Genomic DNA, 19,110 nt, shown 5'->3' on the forward strand with positions numbered 1-19,110 from the left:
AGGCATCTATAAAGAACGGCGAAGTATACCCGAGCGTCCTGGCTGGCGGATCGCTATAATCGGCGGCTTTTGTTCATGAGTGCGGGGTGAGGGATGCGCGATCGACTGTTGGCTGCGGAGAAAGTGAAGGCCATCGACTGGCGTGATGGCGCACTGTACCTGCTCGATCAGCGTGTTTTGCCATCTGCGCAAACCTGGGTCGCCTGTACCAGTGCGGCGCAAGTGGCCGAGGCCATTCGCTTGATGGTGGTGCGCGGTGCACCGGCCATTGGCATCAGTGCGGCGTATGGTCTGGTGCTGGCCGCCCGTGCTCACATCGCTGAGGGCGATGACTGGCAGGCCGCCTGGGAAGAGGACTACGCGCTGCTGGCGGATTCCCGTCCGACGGCGTCGAATCTTTTCTGGGCGATGAAGCGTATGCGCGATTGCCTCGATCGGCTCAAGAAACACGCCGACCCGCTGGCGGTACTCGAAGCCGAGGCGGTAGCAATTCACCAAAGCGACCGCGAAGCCAACCTGACCATGGCGCAACTGGGTGTGGAACTGATCCGCAAGCACCAGGGCAACGTCCAGGCGATTCTTACCCATGGCAATGCGGGCGCGCTGGCTACGGGCGGCGTGGGTACGGCCCTCGGCGTGATTCGCGGGGCGTTCCTGGAAGGCATGGTGGAGCGAGTCTATGCCAACGAAACCCGGCCCTGGCTGCAAGGCTCGCGGCTGACGGCCTGGGAGTTGGCCAATGAGGGCATCCCCGTCACCGTGAATGCCGATTCGGCCGGCGCGCATATTCTCAAGACCAAGGGCGTGACCTGGGTGATCGTCGGTGCCGACTGCATTGCGGCCAATGGTGACGTGGTCAGCAAGATCGGCACGTATCAGTTGGCGGTGTGCGCCATGCACCACGGCGTGCGCTTCATGGTGGTGGCAGCCAGCTCCACCATCGACCTGATGGCGGCCAGTGGTGATGACGTGCCGCTTGAAGAGCGCGACGCCCGGGAGCTGCTGGAAGTCGGCGGCACCCGTGTAGCCGCCGATGTAGACGCCTTCAATCCGGTATTTGACGTGACGCCAGCGGACCTGATTGATGTGATCGTCACTGAAAAAGGCATCGTCGAACGCCCGGACACGGCGAAGATGGCGCAATTGATGTGTCGTAAACGCCTGCATTAAGGCAATTCGCCTCCAAAAAACGTCCTGGATTCAGTTCTAAGCCCCTCTCGTCGCCGTCAAGCCTGTCATCCGTCAACTTACTATGCTCCATGCGCATCAGGGGGATAGGTGCGTGGCGGCGATTGTGATAACATCCGGCGGTTTCCAGGGTCACCCCAAGGGGTAACCTTTAATGCGCAGATCCGTGTCATAACTCGTTGATTTGTCGTAAGTCGTTGCCAGGCATCATGCCGGCAGCGGCGAGCTTCGTTCGTCCCATAGGATGTGACGAGGTTTCACCCGAAAAAGGAATCAGGCTTCTCATGGGCGAACTGGCCAAAGAAATCCTCCCGGTCAATATCGAAGACGAGCTGAAACAGTCCTACCTCGACTACGCGATGAGCGTAATTGTCGGTCGGGCACTGCCTGATGCGCGCGATGGCTTGAAGCCCGTGCACAGGCGTGTGCTGTTCGCGATGAGCGAGCTGGGTAACGACTGGAACAAGCCGTACAAGAAATCTGCCCGTGTTGTCGGTGACGTGATCGGTAAGTATCACCCTCACGGCGACACTGCGGTGTACGACACCATCGTTCGGATGGCCCAGCCGTTTTCCCTGCGCTACCTGCTGGTAGACGGCCAGGGTAACTTCGGTTCGGTCGACGGCGACAACGCTGCGGCCATGCGATACACCGAAGTGCGCATGACCAAGCTGGCGCACGAGCTGCTGGCTGACCTGCACAAGGAAACCGTGGACTGGGTGCCGAACTACGACGGCACCGAAATGATCCCGGCGGTCATGCCGACCCGTATTCCCAACCTGTTGGTCAACGGCTCCAGCGGTATCGCCGTGGGCATGGCCACCAACATCCCGCCACACAACCTCGGTGAAGTGATCGACGGTTGCCTGGCCCTCATCGACAACCCTGAGCTGACCGTCGATGAGCTGATGCAATACATCCCCGGCCCGGACTTCCCGACTGCCGCGATCATCAACGGTCGTGCCGGCATCATCGAAGCTTACCGTACCGGTCGTGGCCGCATTTACATGCGCGCCCGCTCGATCATCGAAGACATCGACAAGGTCGGTGGCCGTCAGCAGATCGTCATCACCGAACTGCCTTACCAGCTGAACAAGGCGCGTCTGATCGAGAAGATCGCCGAGCTGGTTAAAGAGAAGAAACTGGAAGGCATCACCGAACTGCGCGACGAGTCTGACAAAGACGGTATGCGCGTGGTGATCGAGCTGCGTCGTGGCGAAGTGCCTGAGGTGATCCTCAACAACCTCTACGCCCAAACCCAGCTGCAAAGCGTATTCGGTATCAACGTGGTAGCGCTGATCGACGGCCGCCCGCGCATCCTGAACCTCAAGGATCTGCTGGAAGCCTTCGTGCGTCACCGCCGCGAAGTGGTGACCCGCCGTACCGTGTTCGAACTGCGCAAGGCCCGTGAACGCGGCCACATCCTGGAAGGCCAGGCGGTTGCGTTGTCGAACATCGACCCGGTCATCGCCCTGATCAAGGCCTCGCCGACCCCGTCGGAAGCTAAAGAAGCCCTGATCAAGATGCCTTGGGAATCCAGCGCCGTAGTGGCGATGGTTGAACGTGCCGGTGCCGATTCGTGCCGTCCGGAGACCCTGGACCCACAATACGGCCTGCGCGACGGCAAATATTTCCTGTCGCCGGAACAGGCCCAGGCCATTCTGGAACTGCGTCTGCACCGTCTGACCGGCCTGGAACACGAGAAGCTGCTGGCCGAGTACCAGGAGATTCTCAACCAGATCGGCGAGCTGATCCGCATCCTCAACAGCGCCGTGCGCCTGATGGAAGTGATCCGCGAAGAACTGGAAGTGATTCGCGCCGAATACGGCGACGTGCGCCGCACCGAGATTCTCGATGCCCGTCTCGACCTGACCCTGGGTGACATGATCCCGGAAGAAGATCGCGTCGTGACCATCTCCCACGGTGGCTATGCCAAGACCCAGCCGTTGGCTGCGTACCAGGCCCAGCGCCGTGGCGGTAAAGGCAAATCGGCTACCGGCGTCAAGGATGAGGACTACATCGCTCACCTGCTGGTCGCCAACAGCCACACCACGCTGCTGCTGTTCTCCAGCAAGGGCAAGGTGTACTGGCTGAAAACCTACGAAATCCCGGAAGCGTCCCGCGCCGCCCGTGGTCGTCCGTTGGTCAACCTGCTGCCGCTGGACAGTGATGAATACATCACCACCATGCTGCCGGTGGACGAGTACACCGAAGGTCACTTCATCTTCATGGCCACTGCGAAAGGCACCGTGAAGAAGACCCCGCTGGAATCCTTCAGCCGTCAACGCAGCGTGGGCCTGATCGCCCTCGAACTGGACGAAGGCGACGTATTGATCAGCGCGGCCATCACCGATGGCGAGCGTGAAGTCATGCTGTTCTCCGATGGCGGCAAGGTCACGCGTTTCAAGGAATCCGACGTTCGCGCCATGGGCCGTACCGCCCGCGGTGTGCGCGGCATGCGTCTGCCGGAAGGGCAGAAGCTGATTTCGATGCTGATCCCGGAAGAAGGCAGCGAGATCCTCACTGCTTCCGAGCGCGGTTATGGCAAGCGCACCGCTATCAGCGAGTTCCCGGAGTACAAACGTGGTGGCCAGGGCGTTATCGCCATGGTCAGCAACGACCGCAATGGCCGTCTGGTCGGCGCGGTCCAGGTGCTCGACGGCGAGGAAATCATGCTGATTTCCGACCAGGGCACCCTGGTGCGTACCCGGGTTGATGAAGTGTCGAGCCTGGGGCGTAACACCCAGGGCGTGACCTTGATCAAGCTGGCCAAGGACGAAAAACTGGTCGGCCTCGAGCGTGTCCAGGAGCCATCGGAAGTGGAAGGCGAAGAGCTGGAAGGTGAAGAGGGGATTGCACTCGAGGGGCAAGTGATCGGCGATGCCGATGACGGCGTCGACGAGCCAACACTCGACGCTGCCGCAGACGAAGAAGAACCGCAGGAATAAGCGGACACACAGGGGGCGGATGAAGATTCGCCCCCTTGTTGTTTGTCCCTTTTGAAAATGTTGAAACCCCGAATTATTGCACCACCCCACCAGATCAGAGTGAGATTGGATGTGAGCAAGAGAGCCTATAACTTCTGTGCCGGTCCCGCGGCGCTTCCTGAAGCAGTCCTGCAGCGCGCGCAGGGTGAACTCCTCGACTGGCATGGAAAAGGCCTCTCCGTGATGGAAATGAGCCATCGCAGCGATGAGTTCGTGTCCATTGCCACCAAGGCCGAGCAGGATATGCGCGACTTGCTGGACATCCCGTCTGACTACAAAGTGTTGTTCCTGCAGGGTGGCGCGAGCCAGCAGTTTGCTCAGATCCCGCTGAACCTGCTGCCGGAAAGTGGCACTGCCGACTATATCGATACCGGTATCTGGGGGCAGAAGGCTATTGAAGAGGCGTCCCGTTACGGTCACGTCAATGTGGCGGGCACTGCCAAACCTTACGACTACTTCGCGATCCCCGGTCAGAACGAGTGGAAGCTCTCGAAAGACGCGGCGTACGTCCACTACGTAGCGAACGAAACCATCGGCGGCCTGGAATTCGACTGGGTGCCGGAAGTGGGCGATGTTCCGCTGGTATGCGACATGTCGTCGGACATCCTCTCGCGGCCTATCGATGTGTCCAAGTACGGCATGATCTACGCCGGTGCGCAGAAGAACATCGGCCCGAGCGGCATCCTGGTCAACATCATCCGTGAAGACCTGCTGGGGCGTGCGCGCTCGCTGTGCCCGACCATGCTCAACTACAAGGTCGCGGCCGATAACGGCTCGATGTACAACACCCCGCCGGCCTTCGCCTGGTACCTGTCGGGCCTGGTGTTCGAATGGCTGAAAGAGCAGGGCGGTGTGGCTGCCATGGGCAAGCTCAACGAAGAGAAGAAACGTACCTTGTACGACTTCATCGACAGTAGTGGCCTGTACAGCAACCCGATCAACCTGACCGATCGCTCGTGGATGAACGTGCCATTCCGTCTGGCTGACGACCGCCTGGACAAGCCATTCCTGGCCGGCGCCGACGAGCGCGGCCTGTTGAACCTCAAGGGCCACCGTTCGGTAGGTGGCATGCGCGCCTCCATCTATAACGCTGTCGATATCCACGCCGTCAAGGCGCTGGTGGCTTACATGGCAGAGTTCGAAAAGGAACACGGCTAATGTCTGAGCAAGAACTCAAGGCCCTGCGCGTACGCATTGATAGCCTGGACGAGAAAGTCCTGGAGCTGATCAGTGAGCGCGCACGGTGCGCCCAGGAAGTTGCACGGGTGAAAATGGCGTCCCTGGCTGAAGGCGAAGTGCCGGTGTTCTACCGGCCGGAGCGTGAAGCCCAGGTGCTCAAGCGCGTGATGGAACGCAACAAGGGCCCGTTGGGCAACGAAGAGATGGCGCGGTTGTTCCGTGAAATCATGTCTTCGTGCCTGGCGCTGGAACAGCCGCTGAAAGTGGCTTACCTGGGCCCTGAAGGCACCTTCACCCAGGCCGCGGCCATGAAGCACTTTGGCCACGCGGTGATCAGCAAGCCGATGGCTGCGATTGACGAAGTGTTCCGTGAAGTGGCCGCCGGGGCGGTGAATTTTGGCGTGGTGCCGGTGGAAAACTCCACCGAAGGTGCCGTCAACCACACCCTCGACAGTTTCCTTGAGCACGACATGGTGATCTGCGGCGAAGTTGAGCTGCGTATCCACCACCACCTGTTGGTGGGCGAAAGCACCAAGACCGACAGCATCAGCCGCATCTATTCCCACGCCCAGTCCCTGGCCCAGTGCCGCAAGTGGCTGGACGCGCACTACCCGAATGTGGAGCGCGTGGCGGTGTCCAGCAACGCCGAAGCGGCGAAGCGGGTCAAGGGTGAGTGGAATTCGGCGGCAATTGCGGGCGACATGGCCGCTGGCCTGTATGGCCTGACGCGCCTGGCTGAGAAAATCGAGGACCGCCCGGATAACTCCACGCGCTTCCTGATGATCGGCAGCCAGGAAGTGCCGCCGACCGGCGACGACAAGACGTCGATCATCGTTTCCATGAGCAACAAGCCTGGCGCGCTGCATGAGCTGCTGGTGCCGTTCCACGACAACGGGATTGACCTGACGCGAATCGAGACGCGTCCTTCGCGCAGCGGTAAATGGACTTATGTGTTCTTTATCGACTTCGTCGGCCATCACCGCGACCCACTGGTCAAGGGTGTGCTCGAGAAAATCAGTCAGGAAGCCGTGGCACTCAAGGTGCTGGGCTCTTACCCGAAAGCGGTTTTGTGAGGCTTTAACATGAGTGGCAACTTCCTCGCCCTGGCGCAGCCGGGCGTGCAACAACTGTCGCCTTACGTTCCGGGCAAGCCTGTGGACGAGTTGGCGCGTGAGTTGAATCTGGATCCGTCGAAGATCGTAAAGCTGGCCAGTAACGAAAACCCGATGGGCCCAAGCCCCAAGGTATTGGCTGCGATTCGTGACGCGCTGGCTGAGCTGACTCGGTATCCGGACGGGAACGGTTTTGAGCTCAAGTCCTTGTTGGCGGAAAAATGCCGCGTTGAGCTGAATCAGGTGACCTTGGGTAACGGCTCCAACGACATTCTGGAGCTGGTCGGCCGTGCCTATCTGGCGCCGGGCCTGAACGCTGTGTTCAGCGAGCATGCATTTGCGGTCTATCCGATCGTCACTCAGGCCGTTGGTGCCGAGGCGCGCGTGATTCCTGCGAAAGACTGGGGTCATGACCTGCAGGGCATGCTGGCGGCCATCGATGAGCAGACCCGCGTCGTGTTTATCGCCAACCCGAACAACCCGACCGGTACCTGGTTCAGCGCCGAGGTGCTGGACAACTTCTTGCAAGACGTGCCGGAGCACGTGCTGGTGGTGCTGGACGAGGCTTACATCGAGTACGCCGAAGGCAGCGACCTGCCGGACGGCCTGGACTTCCTCGCGGCTTATCCAAACCTGCTGGTCTCGCGTACGTTCTCCAAGGCCTACGGCCTGGCTTCGCTGCGGGTCGGCTATGGCCTGTCCACCCCGGTGGTGGCCGATGTGCTGAACCGCGTTCGCCAGCCATTCAACGTCAACAGCCTCGCGCTGGCAGCGGCTTGCGCTGCGGTGCAGGACGCTGAGTACCTGGAAGAAGGTCGTCGCCTCAACGAAAGCGGCATGCTGCAGTTGCAGGAAGGCTTCCGTGAGTTGGGCCTGGGTTGGATTCCTTCCAAGGGCAACTTCATTTGTGTCGACCTGGGTCAAGTGGCGGCGCCTGTGTTTCAGGGTCTGTTGCGTGAGGGCGTGATCGTGCGTCCGGTGGCCAATTACGGCATGCCGAACCACCTGCGCATCACCATCGGTCTGCCTGCCGAAAACAGCCGCTTCCTCGAGGCGCTGGCCAAGGTTCTGGCTCGTGGTTGATGTCACTGCATTGCAACCTGCTGTGCCTATGATCGGTCGTCTGGTGGTGGTCGGTCTGGGATTGATCGGCGGCTCCTTCGCCAAGGGCCTGCGGGAAAGCGGCCTGTGTGGCGAAGTGGTCGGTGTGGACCTGGACCCGCAATCGCGCAAGTTGGCGGTGGAGTTGGGCGTGGTGGACCGCTGTGAAGCGGACCTCGCGGTAGCCTGTCAGGGTGCGGATGTCATTCAGTTGGCGGTGCCGATCCTGGCCATGGAGAAGTTGCTGGCGCTGTTGGCCGGCATGGATCTGGGTCAGGCGATCCTGACCGACGTCGGCAGTGCCAAGGGCAATGTGGTGCGTGCGGCGCGGTTGGCCTTTGGTGGCATGCCTGCGCGGTTTGTGCCTGGGCATCCGATCGCCGGGTCCGAGCAGAGCGGCGTTGAGGCGTCCAATGCGCAGCTGTTCCGTCGTCATAAAGTGATTCTTACGCCGCTGGATGAAACCGATCCTGCGGCATTGGCCGTGGTTGATCGGCTCTGGCGCGAGCTGGGGGCGGATGTCGAGCATATGCAGGTCGAGCGCCACGATGAAGTGTTGGCGGCGACCAGTCACCTGCCGCATTTACTGGCGTTTGGCCTGGTGGATTCGCTGGCCAAGCGCAACGAGAACCTCGAGATTTTCCGTTACGCCGCCGGTGGTTTCCGCGACTTTACCCGGATCGCCGGCAGTGACCCGGTGATGTGGCACGACATCTTCCTCGCCAACCGCGATGCAGTGTTGCGCACGCTGGATACATTCCGCAGCGACCTCGACGCCTTGCGCGACGCGGTGGATGCGGGCGACGGGCATCAGTTGTTGGGCGTGTTCACCCGTGCGCGGGTGGCGCGGGAGCATTTCAGCAAGATTCTGGCGCGTCGGGCTTACATGGATGCGGCTGCAAGTGCGGATGACCTGGTGTTTCTCGCCAACCCCGGTGGCCGCTTGAGCGGGCAGATTCGGGTGCCTGGGGATAAGTCGATCTCCCATCGCTCGATCATGCTCGGCTCCCTGGCGAACGGTGTCACCGAGGTAGAGGGTTTCTTGGAGGGTGAAGATGCCCTGGCGACCTTGCAGGCGTTTCGCGACATGGGTGTAGTGATTGAAGGCCCGCACCATGGGCGCGTCACCATTCACGGGGTTGGCCTGCATGGCTTGAAGTCGGCGCCAGGTCCGATCTATCTCGGTAACTCCGGCACCTCCATGCGGCTGTTGTCCGGTTTGCTGGCGGCTCAGAGCTTTGACAGTGTGTTGACGGGTGATGCCTCGCTGTCCAAGCGTCCGATGAATCGCGTGGCCAAGCCATTGCGCGAAATGGGCGCGGTGATCGAGACCGGACCGGAAGGGCGCCCACCGCTGACGATTCGCGGTGGCCAGGCACTTAAGGGGCTGACCTACGCATTGCCAATGGCCAGTGCTCAGGTTAAATCCTGCCTGTTGCTGGCTGGGTTGTATGCGGAGGGTAAAACCTCGATTACCGAGCCGGCGCCGACCCGTGACCATACCGAGCGGATGTTGCGTGGGTTTGGTTATCCGGTGGAGGTGGCGGGTGCTACGGCTTCGGTCGAGTCTGGTCACACGCTGACCGCAACGCATATCGAAGTGCCGGGGGATATTTCCTCCTCGGCGTTTTTCCTGGTGGCGGCGTCGATTGCCGAAGGCTCCGAGCTATTGCTTGAGCATGTGGGCATCAATCCGACCCGTACCGGGGTGATCGATATCCTGCGGCTGATGGGCGCGGATATCACCCTGGAAAACCAGCGGGAAGTAGGTGGCGAGCCGGTTGCTGATTTGCGTGTTCGTGCGGCGCCGTTGAAGGGGATCGAGATTCCCGAGGCGTTGGTTCCGCTGGCGATCGATGAATTTCCGGTGCTGTTCGTGGCTGCGGCATGCGCCGAAGGCCGAACGGTATTGCGCGGGGCGCAGGAGTTGCGGGTCAAGGAGTCCGATCGGATCCAGGTCATGGCCGACGGTCTGCTCGCCCTGGGCGTGAAGTGTGAACCGACACCTGATGGGATTATCATCGACGGTGGCGTGATAGGCGGCGGCGAAGTGCATGCCCATGGTGATCACCGGATTGCCATGGCCTTCAGCGTGGCCTCCCTGCGAGCGGCTGCGCCGATTCGTATCCATGACTGTGCCAACGTGGCTACGTCTTTTCCGAATTTTCTTACATTGTGTGCCCAAGTCGGCATCCGTGTTGCCCAAGAGGCTCAATTGTGAATATCAAAGCACCGGTGATTACCATCGACGGGCCAAGTGGCTCGGGCAAAGGCACGATCGCCGGCATCCTGGCCAAGCGCCTGGGCTGGTGCCTGCTGGACTCCGGGGCGCTGTACCGCTTGCTGGCGTTTGCTGCACGCAACCATGGCGTCGACCTGACCAACGAAGAATCGCTGAAGCTGCTGGCTGCGCATCTTGATGTGCAGTTCGTCGGGGCGACGGAAGGTCATCCTCAGCGCATCATCCTGGAAGGGGACGATGTGACCGATGACCTGCGTAACGAACAGGTCGGTTCCTGGGCTTCCCAGGTCGCTGCATTGCCGGCGGTGCGCGACGCTCTGCTGCAGCGCCAGCGGGCTTTTCAGGAGCCGCCGGGTCTGGTGGCCGATGGCCGCGACATGGGCACGGTGGTGTTTCCTGAGGCGCCGCTGAAGATTTTCCTGACTGCCAGTGCCGAGGAGCGGGCCCGCCGCCGTTACTTGCAGTTGAAGGGCAAAGTCGATGGTGTTAGTCTGTCGAGTCTGCTAGATGAGATCCGTGCACGCGATGAGCGTGATACCCAGCGTGCGGTAGCCCCGCTCAAGCCGGCGGCTGACGCCATACAGCTGGATTCCACGGAGTTGTCCATCGAGCAGGTGCTGGAACGCATCTTGAGTGAAATCGCCATTCGCGATATCGCCGGGTGACCAAGAAGGCCGCAGGGGACCAGTCATAGTCCTGTGGTGCTTCTTTTAATTGAAACTGACCCACACCGTCTGGGGTGTGGAGATGGGCGTATTCTTCGCCCTTATCAACAGGAATTAAAATGAGCGAAAGCTTTGCGGAACTCTTTGAAGAAAGCCTAAAAACCCTGAACCTTCAGGCAGGCTCCATCATCACCGGTGTTATCGTTGATATCGATTACCAAGCTCGCTGGGTAACCGTTCACGCTGGTCTGAAGTCTGAAGCTCTGATCCCGCTGGAACAGTTCTACAACGATGCTGGTGACCTGACTATCAATGTCGGTGACGAAGTTCACGTTGCTCTGGACTCGGTTGAAGACGGTTTCGGTGAAACCAAGCTGTCCCGTGAAAAAGCCAAGCGCGCTGAATGCTGGATTGTTCTCGAAGCAGCCTTCGCAGCTGAAGAAGTGGTCAAGGGCGTTATCAACGGTAAGGTTAAAGGCGGCTTCACTGTCGACGTTAACGGCATCCGTGCGTTCCTGCCAGGTTCTTTGGTCGACGTTCGTCCTGTGCGCGACACCACGCACCTGGAAGGCAAAGAACTCGAATTCAAGGTCATCAAGCTCGACCAGAAGCGCAACAACGTTGTCGTTTCCCGTCGCAGCGTCCTGGAAGCAGAGAACTCCGCCGAGCGTGAAGCTCTGCTGGAATCCCTGCAGGAAGGCCAACAAGTCAAAGGTATTGTCAAGAACCTCACCGATTACGGCGCATTCGTCGATCTGGGTGGCGTCGATGGCCTGCTGCACATTACCGACATGGCTTGGAAGCGCATCAAGCATCCATCGGAAATCGTCAACGTTGGCGACGAGATCGATGTCAAGGTTCTGAAGTACGATCGTGAGCGCAACCGTGTCTCCCTGGGCTTGAAGCAGCTGGGCGAAGATCCATGGGTCGCTATCAAGGCTCGTTACCCAGAAAGCACTCGCGTCACCGCGCGTGTTACCAACCTGACCGACTACGGCTGCTTCGCAGAGCTGGAAGAAGGCGTGGAAGGTCTGGTACACGTTTCCGAAATGGACTGGACCAACAAGAACATCCACCCTTCGAAAGTCGTACAAGTCGGCGACGAAGTGGAAGTTATGGTTCTGGACATCGACGAAGAGCGTCGTCGTATCTCCCTCGGCATCAAGCAGTGCAAATCTAACCCATGGGAAGATTTCTCTGGCCAGTTCAACAAGGGCGATAAAATCTCCGGCACCATCAAGTCGATCACCGATTTCGGTATCTTCATTGGTCTGGACGGCGGCATCGACGGCCTGGTTCACCTGTCCGACATCTCCTGGAACGAAGTTGGCGAAGAAGCTGTTCGTCGTTTCAAGAAGGGCGACGAGCTGGACACCGTTATCCTGTCGGTTGACCCAGAGCGCGAGCGCATCTCCCTGGGTATCAAGCAACTGGAAAGCGATCCGTTCTCCGAGTACGTTCAAGAGAACGACAAAGGCGCAATCGTTAAAGGCATCGTGAAGGAAGTTGACGCTAAAGGCGCCATCATCACTCTGGCCGACGATATCGAAGCGACTCTGAAAGCCTCCGAAATCAGCCGTGACCGCGTTGAAGACGCGCGCAACGTTCTGAAAGAAGGCGAAGAAGTAGAAGCCAAGATCATCAGCGTTGACCGCAAGAGCCGCGTAATCCAGCTCTCCATCAAGTCGAAAGACGATGCTGAAGAGAAAGAAGCTATCCAGAGCCTGCGCGACAAGCCAGCTACCTCTGAGCCTTCTGCTGGTCCTACCACTCTGGGCGACCTGCTGCGTGCACAAATGGAAAAACAGAACTAAGTTCTGTCAGACCATAGAAAAAGGGCGACTTCGGTCGCCCTTTTTTGTGCCTGGGATTTGGTGTTGTGTGCAACGTCGCCTTTGCGTTCTGCGGCTGGAGCGCTGTCGTCGCGCTGGCAGTGTATTCGACCTCGTAGGCTGTATCTGACAGTGAATGCGCTGAAGTGGCTCCAGCGAGGCTGAGCGAGAGCTGGCTGTCGTAGTGCGTAATGCCAACTCTCTTCGAGTTACACCCCAAGTCTTTGAATATAAGTCAATACATGGGCTGTTCAAATTCCTCCGGTCATGCTAAAACCTTCGAAGCGCTTTTCCTAGCTGCTTGAAAAAGAAGGGAAAAATATGACGAAGTCGGAGTTGATCGAACGAATTGTCACCCATCAAGGGCTGCTCTCATCCAAAGATGTGGAGCTGGCCATCAAGACCATGCTTGAACAGATGTCACAGTGCCTGGCCACCGGCGATCGGATTGAGATTCGTGGGTTTGGTAGCTTTTCGCTGCATTATCGGGCGCCGCGTGTGGGGCGTAATCCTAAGACTGGCCAATCCGTTAGCCTCGACGGCAAGTTCGTGCCTCACTTCAAGCCGGGCAAGGAATTGCGTGACCGGGTGAACGAAGATGAGGAAGAAGGCGTCTGAGTGTTTTTGGGGTAGGAGAAGGTTATGCGTGGGGTTAAGCGTATTGCTCTGATGTTGATTTTGCTGGTAGTCACATTGGGAGTGGTGGCGTTCGTGCTGGAAAACCAGCAGAAGGTTGCTTTGTCGTTCCTGGGGTGGTCCTCAATCGAGATGCCGGTAGCAGGATTTGTTGTACTGTCGTTGATCGGCGGTCTGGCCTTTGGGCCGCTGCTAGGTTGGGTCTCCAGGCGCCGATAGTCGCAGATTATCGGCTGTGTCACTTTGTTGGATGACTGACTGTTAAGGAATGTGTCAAAAGCGTATCGATATCTTGTAATATGGACGACAGATGGCGATATGCATCATATTCTCGATACCGGGCAATTTCTTTGCCTGGACCCTGCACTGGAGCTAGTGTCCGGGTTCAGTGGCTATAACGATAAGAAAATAGAATTTGTCCGCATAACGAGCCCGCAGTTTCTCTTTTTTGAAGGCAGGTTTTTGTTGTGAGTAGTAGCTTCCGCGTCCCTCCCGTTCCCCCGTCGAGGGAATTTGATGTTGTCGAACTTTCCCAAGCGATTTGGAAAGAGAGAAAACTGATCTTATCTGTTGCTATATTCGCAAGCTTGTTGTCTGCCGTATACGCGTTTATGGCCACACCTGAGTACCGGGTGACAAGTGTTTTACGTCCTTCCGCAATCAATGAGCTCGATGCTCTGAATCGCTCGGAGATTTACCGGCTCCCGCCAGACGAGGCGCTGACGAAGGTGGGTGCTTCTCTGGAATCGTTTGAAACCCGTCTTGGTTTTTTTCGCGAAAATCAGAAGCTATTTAAGTCATTTGAACAGCCTGGACGCACACTGGAACAGTCTTTTGAAGCGTTCAATCGTAACTCAATCAAGCTTGTATCGAGTGATTCCAAAAAAGCGGACTCGTTGAATGCTTATATTCAGCTTGAGATGGACTATCCGAAAGGGGTTGATGGCGTTGCTATTCTCAACGGCCTTGTAGATTACGCCATCATCAGGGAGCGGAATCAGATTGCCGCAGACCTTGATGTAATTGTAAAAAACCGGCTGGAAGAGATTAAAGGCAAGTTGGATGCAGCCCGTTCAGGTTACAACACTGATAAAGAAGCAAAGATCGCCCTTTTGACAGAGGCTGATTCGCTGAGGCGTGCGCAACTACAGGACGAGCTTAAGGCTCTCAGGATGCAGTTGAAAACGCAGCGTGCGGATCGCATGGCGCAGCTCAGCGAGGCAATAGGCATTGCAAAGACTTTAGGCATTAGAAAACCTTCTACCCCGTCATCGCTGGGAGAGGGTGAGCGGGGTGGTGCGGTCAGCGTAATGCGCACTGAGATCAGCAATCAGCAAGTCCCTTTGTATTTTATGGGTGTTGAAGCATTAGAGGCTGAGAGAGCGGCGTTATCGCAGCGCAAGTCGGATGATTTTACAGAGCAGCGTATTGCGCAGATCGCCAAGGAGCTTCAATTGCTCCAGTCGAATAGGCAGGTCGAAGTTCTGAATCAGAGGAAGAACGAGGATCTGTTTCTTGAAGGCGTAGAGCCTATGCGCACAGAGATTGCTCGATTGCGTAATTTGAATATGGGCATGGGCAAGTTACAGCTGGTTGCTATCGATAAGCAGGCAGTAGAACCCGTGGGTCCCATTAAGCCTAATAAGCTTCTCATTGTCGTCCTGGGGGCCTTCCTCGGAGTATTCTTGGGAATCGTCATTGCCGTTTGCCGCCATTTCTTACAGTCGAGGAGTTCTCAAGATGAGCGATCAATTGCGTTCAGCTTTCCCGTCGTGGAAGGCACCTTGGACCATGATAATGCCGAGCGTGCGCTCCTAGGCGCAAAGCGCTAGTCGGCGAGTTGTTGATTGAGGCCTGCGTTTCTCTTCGGGTGACGGTGTCGAGGCTCAGGTTGAATCACTTTATACCGCGCAGATCTTTGTGGAGATGTCGTATTGATATCAATATTGATGTCGCTCATCAGGCACATGGAACCAAATTAGGTTTAAATATCTCAGATCGCGGGCGGGTCAGGGGGGGGGCTTGGTTTTGGTGCGCGGCCGAATAGCTTGAGTTTCCGGCGCGTCTTGGGATGTGAATGAAGGTCGTGGGTAAACTCGGAAATGTCTATTCACTGCTTTTTGCAAGGATTTCAGAGAGCCTTCCATCTGCGACGTTTGATGAGCTGATGCAACCTGGTCAGACTGGACCTCTCGAGCCGGGAGCGTTTGCCGAGTGTCAAAGCATGCGCAGGTTGAATTGGGTGTTCAGGGTAGTATTATCTGCATGCGAATTTATGATCTTCGGCAGTAGGGCGTTTTGGCAGGTGTGGGAGTAAGTTGTGTTTTTAGGGCGTGCTCGGTGTCAGGAGTCAATGTAGCCTGACAAATACACCTGTCGACCCAAATGTAATGGCATGCCAAGGAAAACGATACTCGTGAAAAAACTATGGGTGTAGATAGGCACTCAGTCGTCCTGCAACCCAACACCGCGTTGCGTTACGATTGGTATCTGGTGCAATGCAAGCCTAAGCAAGACGGGCGTGCTCAGGAGAATCTTGAGCGGCAAGGGTATGTATGCTCTCGCCCAGTCTTCAGGCGTGAAAGGGTCAGCCGAGGACGGCAACACTTCATTACGGAGTCACTGTTTCCCGGGTATTTGTTTGTACATCTTCCGGAAGGCGCCAATTGGGCCCCGCTGCGGTCGACAAAGGGGGTCAGTCGGATGGTTGCTTTTGGCGGCTCCCCGCTGGGAGTGGCCTCAGGCCTCGTTCATGCGTTGCAGGAACGGGCGGATTTGGGTGTTGTTCCTACGCATCATGCAGGCGATAAGGTCGTTATCCTCGACGGCGATTTTTCCGGTCTTGAGTCCATCTTCATGGCGATGGACGGTGAGGAAAGGGCTATTTTGTTGATCAACATTTTAAGCCGCCAGCGACAGATTGTTGTCCCTTTGAGCAGCCTGGGTGGGGCTGGTAGCGAGGCGTGAATGGCGTGATAGCAGCGACGAGTCTTCAGGGGGATGACTAAAAACCTCGGGGCGGTAGCGTGGGATTATTTTATTTTCCTCGCTCTCCAGTGCACTAAGAATCTGCGGCAGAATTCAGGGAAGGTTAAAAATTACGGCAGCTCTGCCCAGTGACAATTTTCGCGAGGCGCGTTCCCTAGCCAACACGAGTGTAATCGACCTTTCGATTTAAATTTACCAGTGCGAAGCTGCAATGGAATCGCGCTTTTCTTATGGAACAAATACATGTTGTTATTAGAAGATATTAAACTTGCTATTGTTGGTCTAGGGTATGTTGGCCTGCCGTTGGCTGTAGAGTTCGGAAAGCACCGCTCTGTTGTTGGGTTTGACATCAACAAGTCTCGCATCGAAGCGCTTAGGGAAGGGCATGATTCGACGTTGGAAGTGAGTGACGATGAACTGCTTTCTGCAAAGTTTCTCGAATTTAGCTCGGCTTTAAATGAGTTGGAAGCGTGCAACGTTTTCGTAGTGACTGTTCCCACGCCAATCGACGAATACAATCAGCCCGACCTGACTCCGTTGATCAAGGCATCGGAAAGTATCGGCAAGGTATTGAAGAAAGGCAATATCGTAATTTACGAGTCTACCGTATACCCAGGTGCCACTGAAGAAGACTGTGTGCCCGTACTGGAGAATTTCTCGGGGCTCAAGTTTAATGTTGATTTTTTTGCGGGTTACAGTCCAGAGCGAATTAATCCGGGTGACAAGGAGCACCGTGTTACTACGATTAAAAAGGTGACCGCGGGTTCTACCCCTGAAGTGGCTGATCTTGTGGATTCGCTATACGGCGAAATTATTGTTGCTGGCACACATAAAGCCAGTAGCATTCGCGTAGCAGAGGCCGCTAAGGTTATTGAAAATACACAGCGTGATTTAAATATTGCGCTGATTAACGAGCTGGCTATTATTTTCAATAAGATGGGTATTGATACGGAAGCTGTGCTTGAAGCTGCCGGTACCAAGTGGAACTTCCTGCCTTTCCGTCCTGGGTTGGTAGGGGGGCATTGTATTGGCGTCGACCCTTATTACCTTACCCATAAAGCTCAGTCCATTGGTTATCATCCCGAAATTATACTAGCGGGGCGTCGTTTGAATGACAGCATGGGCGCCTATGTCGTTTCGCAGTTGGTGAAAGCGATGCTCAAGCAGCGCATTCATGTCGACGGTGCCCGGGTGCTGATTATGGGGTTGGCCTTCAAGGAAAACTGCCCCGATCTGCGTAATACCAGAATCGTCGATATTGTGCGCGAGCTGGCAGAATACAATATCGCTGTTGATGTGTACGATCCTTGGGTAAGCGGAGCTGAGGCAGAGCACGAATACGGCATCAAGCCTATCGACGCCCCGGTTGAAAATACCTATGACGCCGTGGTACTTGCGGTGGCTCATAATGAATTTCGATCGATGGGGGCTGCAAAAATTCGCGCCCTCGGTAAGAGCAAACACGTACTGTATGACCTGAAATATCTTTTGGAACGTGGTCAATCTGATATTCGTTTGTGATTGTATTTGAGATACCCGCGTAGCAGTGGGCGATTTTAGACTCTCTTTCTCTACGAAGTGGACACTATGACGCGTTACGAAAAGCTTTTAAAAAGTCTCCCCAATGAGCCAAAAGTTTGGCTTATTACTGGGGTTGCGGGGTTTATTGGTTCGAATTTGCTCGAGACACTGTTGAAGTTGGATCAACACGTGGTTGGCCTTGATAGTTTTGTTACAGGGCACCAGCGTAATCTCGATGAAGTACAACACAGCGTTGATGCTGAGCAGTGGCTCAGGTTTAAATTTGTTAACGGCGATATCCGAAACCTGGATGCCTGCCATGAAGTTTGTGCCGGCGTAGATTATGTGCTGCACCAGGCTGCTCTTGGTTCCGTGCCTCGCTCCCTAAATGATCCGATCACGACAAGCCAAACTAATATAGACGGCTTTCTGAATATGCTGGTTGCTGCGCGGGATGCTAAGGTAAAAAGTTTTACCTATGCCGCTAGCAGTTCCACTTATGGTGATCACCCAGGGTTGCCGAAAGTTGAAGATGTGATCGGTAGCCCACTGTCTCCTTACGCGGTGACAAAATATGTCAACGAACTGTATGCAGACGTGTTCGCGCGCTGCTATAACTTCAATACGATTGGCCTCCGTTACTTTAACGTGTTCGGCAAGCGGCAAGATCCTGATGGGGCGTATGCGGCTGTTATCCCGAAATGGGCAGCGTCCATGATTAAAGACGAAACTATATTTATAAATGGCGATGGTGAAACGAGTCGCGATTTTTGCTTTATAGAAAATACTGTCCAAGCTAACTTATTGGCTGCAACTGCTGTAGACCCAGCAGTTCGTAACCAGGTTTATAATGTTGCTGTCAGTGGTCGCACAACACTCAATACGCTGTTTTATGCTCTGAAAAAAGAGCTGGCGGCTAACGGCATTGATTATCGCAAGGATCCGGTATATCGGGATTTTCGTGCGGGCGACGTGAGGCATTCTCAAGCGGACATTGGGAAAATAAAAGCCAGTCTTGGTTATTCACCGGCCTATCTGATAGAGGATGGTGTAGCAAAGGCGATGCCATGGTATGTCACTTTTTTAAAGTGACGCCAAGGGGTATGTACAGCCTGCTAATAGTTTCGAGAGGGTATGATGAGTCTTATTAAATGGATAGATTTCCAGACGTTAGGTGATGAGCGAGGCAGTCTGGTTTCGATCGAACAGGGTGCGGTCGTTCCGTTTGAGATAAAGCGTGTTTACTATATTTATCGGACGGCTGAAGGCGTTAGTCGCGGATACCATGCCCATCGTAGCTTGAAACAGGTCGCTATATGCTTGGTCGGCAAGTGCCGCATGGTATTGGATGATGGCATTAAGCGAGAGGATGTTTGGCTGGATTGTCCAACCAAAGGGATTTTGATTGAAGGTGGCATGTGGCGTGAAATGCATGACTTCAGTGAGCAGTGTGTACTGCTTGTCCTGGCAAGTGCACATTATGATGAAGCAGATTATATTCGAAACTATGAAGAGTTTTTAGCCATCGCACGCCAGGCTAGAATATCAATTTCTTCATAGACTTGCGACACTTTGCTATCGTTCACGCGCGTGTATTGTTGCGCGGTGTTGATTGGGTGATGTGCTGCGTTATTATAAAGCCAAAAAGTGTGTTGTATA

The 19,110-nt window shown here is 56.1% G+C and carries 15 protein-coding genes; all 15 read left to right on the top strand.

Translation table 11 applies throughout. The features are described 5' to 3' along the window. Positions 1–93 precede the first annotated feature (93 nt). The 15 genes from mtnA (at position 94) to K0H47_RS10000 (ending at position 19,011) form a co-directional block, all read left to right on the top strand. Positions 94–1,170: an S-methyl-5-thioribose-1-phosphate isomerase gene (gene mtnA / locus K0H47_RS09930; RefSeq protein ID WP_177026800.1), complete on the top strand. Its 1,077-nt coding sequence runs from the start codon at positions 94–96 to the stop codon at positions 1,168–1,170. A gap of 302 nt (positions 1,171–1,472) precedes the next feature. Then, positions 1,473–4,136, top strand: coding sequence for a DNA gyrase subunit A (gyrA, locus tag K0H47_RS09935; protein WP_017477315.1), 2,664 nt, complete (start codon positions 1,473–1,475; stop codon positions 4,134–4,136). 111 nt (positions 4,137–4,247) lie between these two features. After that, complete coding sequence (gene serC, locus K0H47_RS09940; RefSeq protein WP_093200255.1) at positions 4,248–5,333, top strand: 3-phosphoserine/phosphohydroxythreonine transaminase; 1,086 nt, start codon at positions 4,248–4,250, stop codon at positions 5,331–5,333. Then, positions 5,333–6,427, top strand: a complete 1,095-nt coding sequence (gene pheA / locus K0H47_RS09945; RefSeq protein WP_017477317.1) for a prephenate dehydratase — start codon at positions 5,333–5,335, stop codon at positions 6,425–6,427. Before serC ends, pheA begins: the two co-directional genes overlap by 1 nt. A gap of 9 nt (positions 6,428–6,436) precedes the next feature. Beyond that, positions 6,437–7,549, top strand: coding sequence for a histidinol-phosphate transaminase (gene hisC, locus K0H47_RS09950; protein ID WP_063032165.1), 1,113 nt, complete (start codon positions 6,437–6,439; stop codon positions 7,547–7,549). 28 nt (positions 7,550–7,577) lie between these two features. Further along, entirely contained in the window at positions 7,578–9,788 is a 2,211-nt protein-coding gene (locus tag K0H47_RS09955) for a bifunctional prephenate dehydrogenase/3-phosphoshikimate 1-carboxyvinyltransferase (protein WP_256349087.1), read from the top strand. Next, entirely contained in the window at positions 9,785–10,474 is a 690-nt protein-coding gene (cmk, locus tag K0H47_RS09960) for a (d)CMP kinase (RefSeq protein ID WP_003172653.1), read from the top strand. The genes K0H47_RS09955 and cmk overlap by 4 nt, the downstream gene beginning before the upstream one ends. A 119-nt stretch (positions 10,475–10,593) precedes the next feature. After that, entirely contained in the window at positions 10,594–12,288 is a 1,695-nt protein-coding gene (gene rpsA / locus K0H47_RS09965) for a 30S ribosomal protein S1 (RefSeq protein ID WP_003218806.1), read from the top strand. Positions 12,289–12,627: 339 nt separating this feature from the next. Continuing rightward, positions 12,628–12,924, top strand: a complete 297-nt coding sequence (gene ihfB / locus K0H47_RS09970) for an integration host factor subunit beta (RefSeq protein WP_003218804.1) — start codon at positions 12,628–12,630, stop codon at positions 12,922–12,924. 24 nt (positions 12,925–12,948) lie between these two features. Further along, positions 12,949–13,161 (top strand): lipopolysaccharide assembly protein LapA domain-containing protein, encoded by a 213-nt coding sequence (locus K0H47_RS09975; RefSeq protein WP_177026796.1) that lies wholly within the window; start codon positions 12,949–12,951, stop codon positions 13,159–13,161. Positions 13,162–13,409: 248 nt separating this feature from the next. After that, positions 13,410–14,774, top strand: a complete 1,365-nt coding sequence (locus tag K0H47_RS09980; protein WP_219272482.1) for a Wzz/FepE/Etk N-terminal domain-containing protein — start codon at positions 13,410–13,412, stop codon at positions 14,772–14,774. A gap of 595 nt (positions 14,775–15,369) precedes the next feature. After that, complete coding sequence (gene rfaH, locus K0H47_RS09985; RefSeq protein WP_177026794.1) at positions 15,370–15,909, top strand: transcription/translation regulatory transformer protein RfaH; 540 nt, start codon at positions 15,370–15,372, stop codon at positions 15,907–15,909. Positions 15,910–16,173: 264 nt separating this feature from the next. Continuing rightward, positions 16,174–17,451 carry a Vi polysaccharide biosynthesis UDP-N-acetylglucosamine C-6 dehydrogenase TviB gene (tviB, locus tag K0H47_RS09990; RefSeq protein ID WP_177026793.1) on the top strand — a complete coding sequence of 426 codons (1,278 nt, stop codon included), beginning with the start codon at positions 16,174–16,176 and terminating at the stop codon, positions 17,449–17,451. A gap of 66 nt (positions 17,452–17,517) precedes the next feature. Further along, positions 17,518–18,543 (top strand): NAD-dependent epimerase/dehydratase family protein, encoded by a 1,026-nt coding sequence (locus K0H47_RS09995; RefSeq protein ID WP_177026792.1) that lies wholly within the window; start codon positions 17,518–17,520, stop codon positions 18,541–18,543. Between the two features lie 45 nt (positions 18,544–18,588). After that, on the top strand, positions 18,589–19,011 hold the full coding sequence (locus tag K0H47_RS10000; protein WP_177026791.1) for an FdtA/QdtA family cupin domain-containing protein: 423 nt from the start codon (positions 18,589–18,591) through the stop codon (positions 19,009–19,011). Positions 19,012–19,110 lie beyond the last annotated feature (99 nt).

It is taken from the genome of Pseudomonas sp. Xaverov 83, from assembly GCF_019352905.1.
In the GTDB taxonomy this organism is placed as follows: Bacteria; Pseudomonadota; Gammaproteobacteria; order Pseudomonadales; family Pseudomonadaceae; genus Aquipseudomonas; species Aquipseudomonas yamanorum.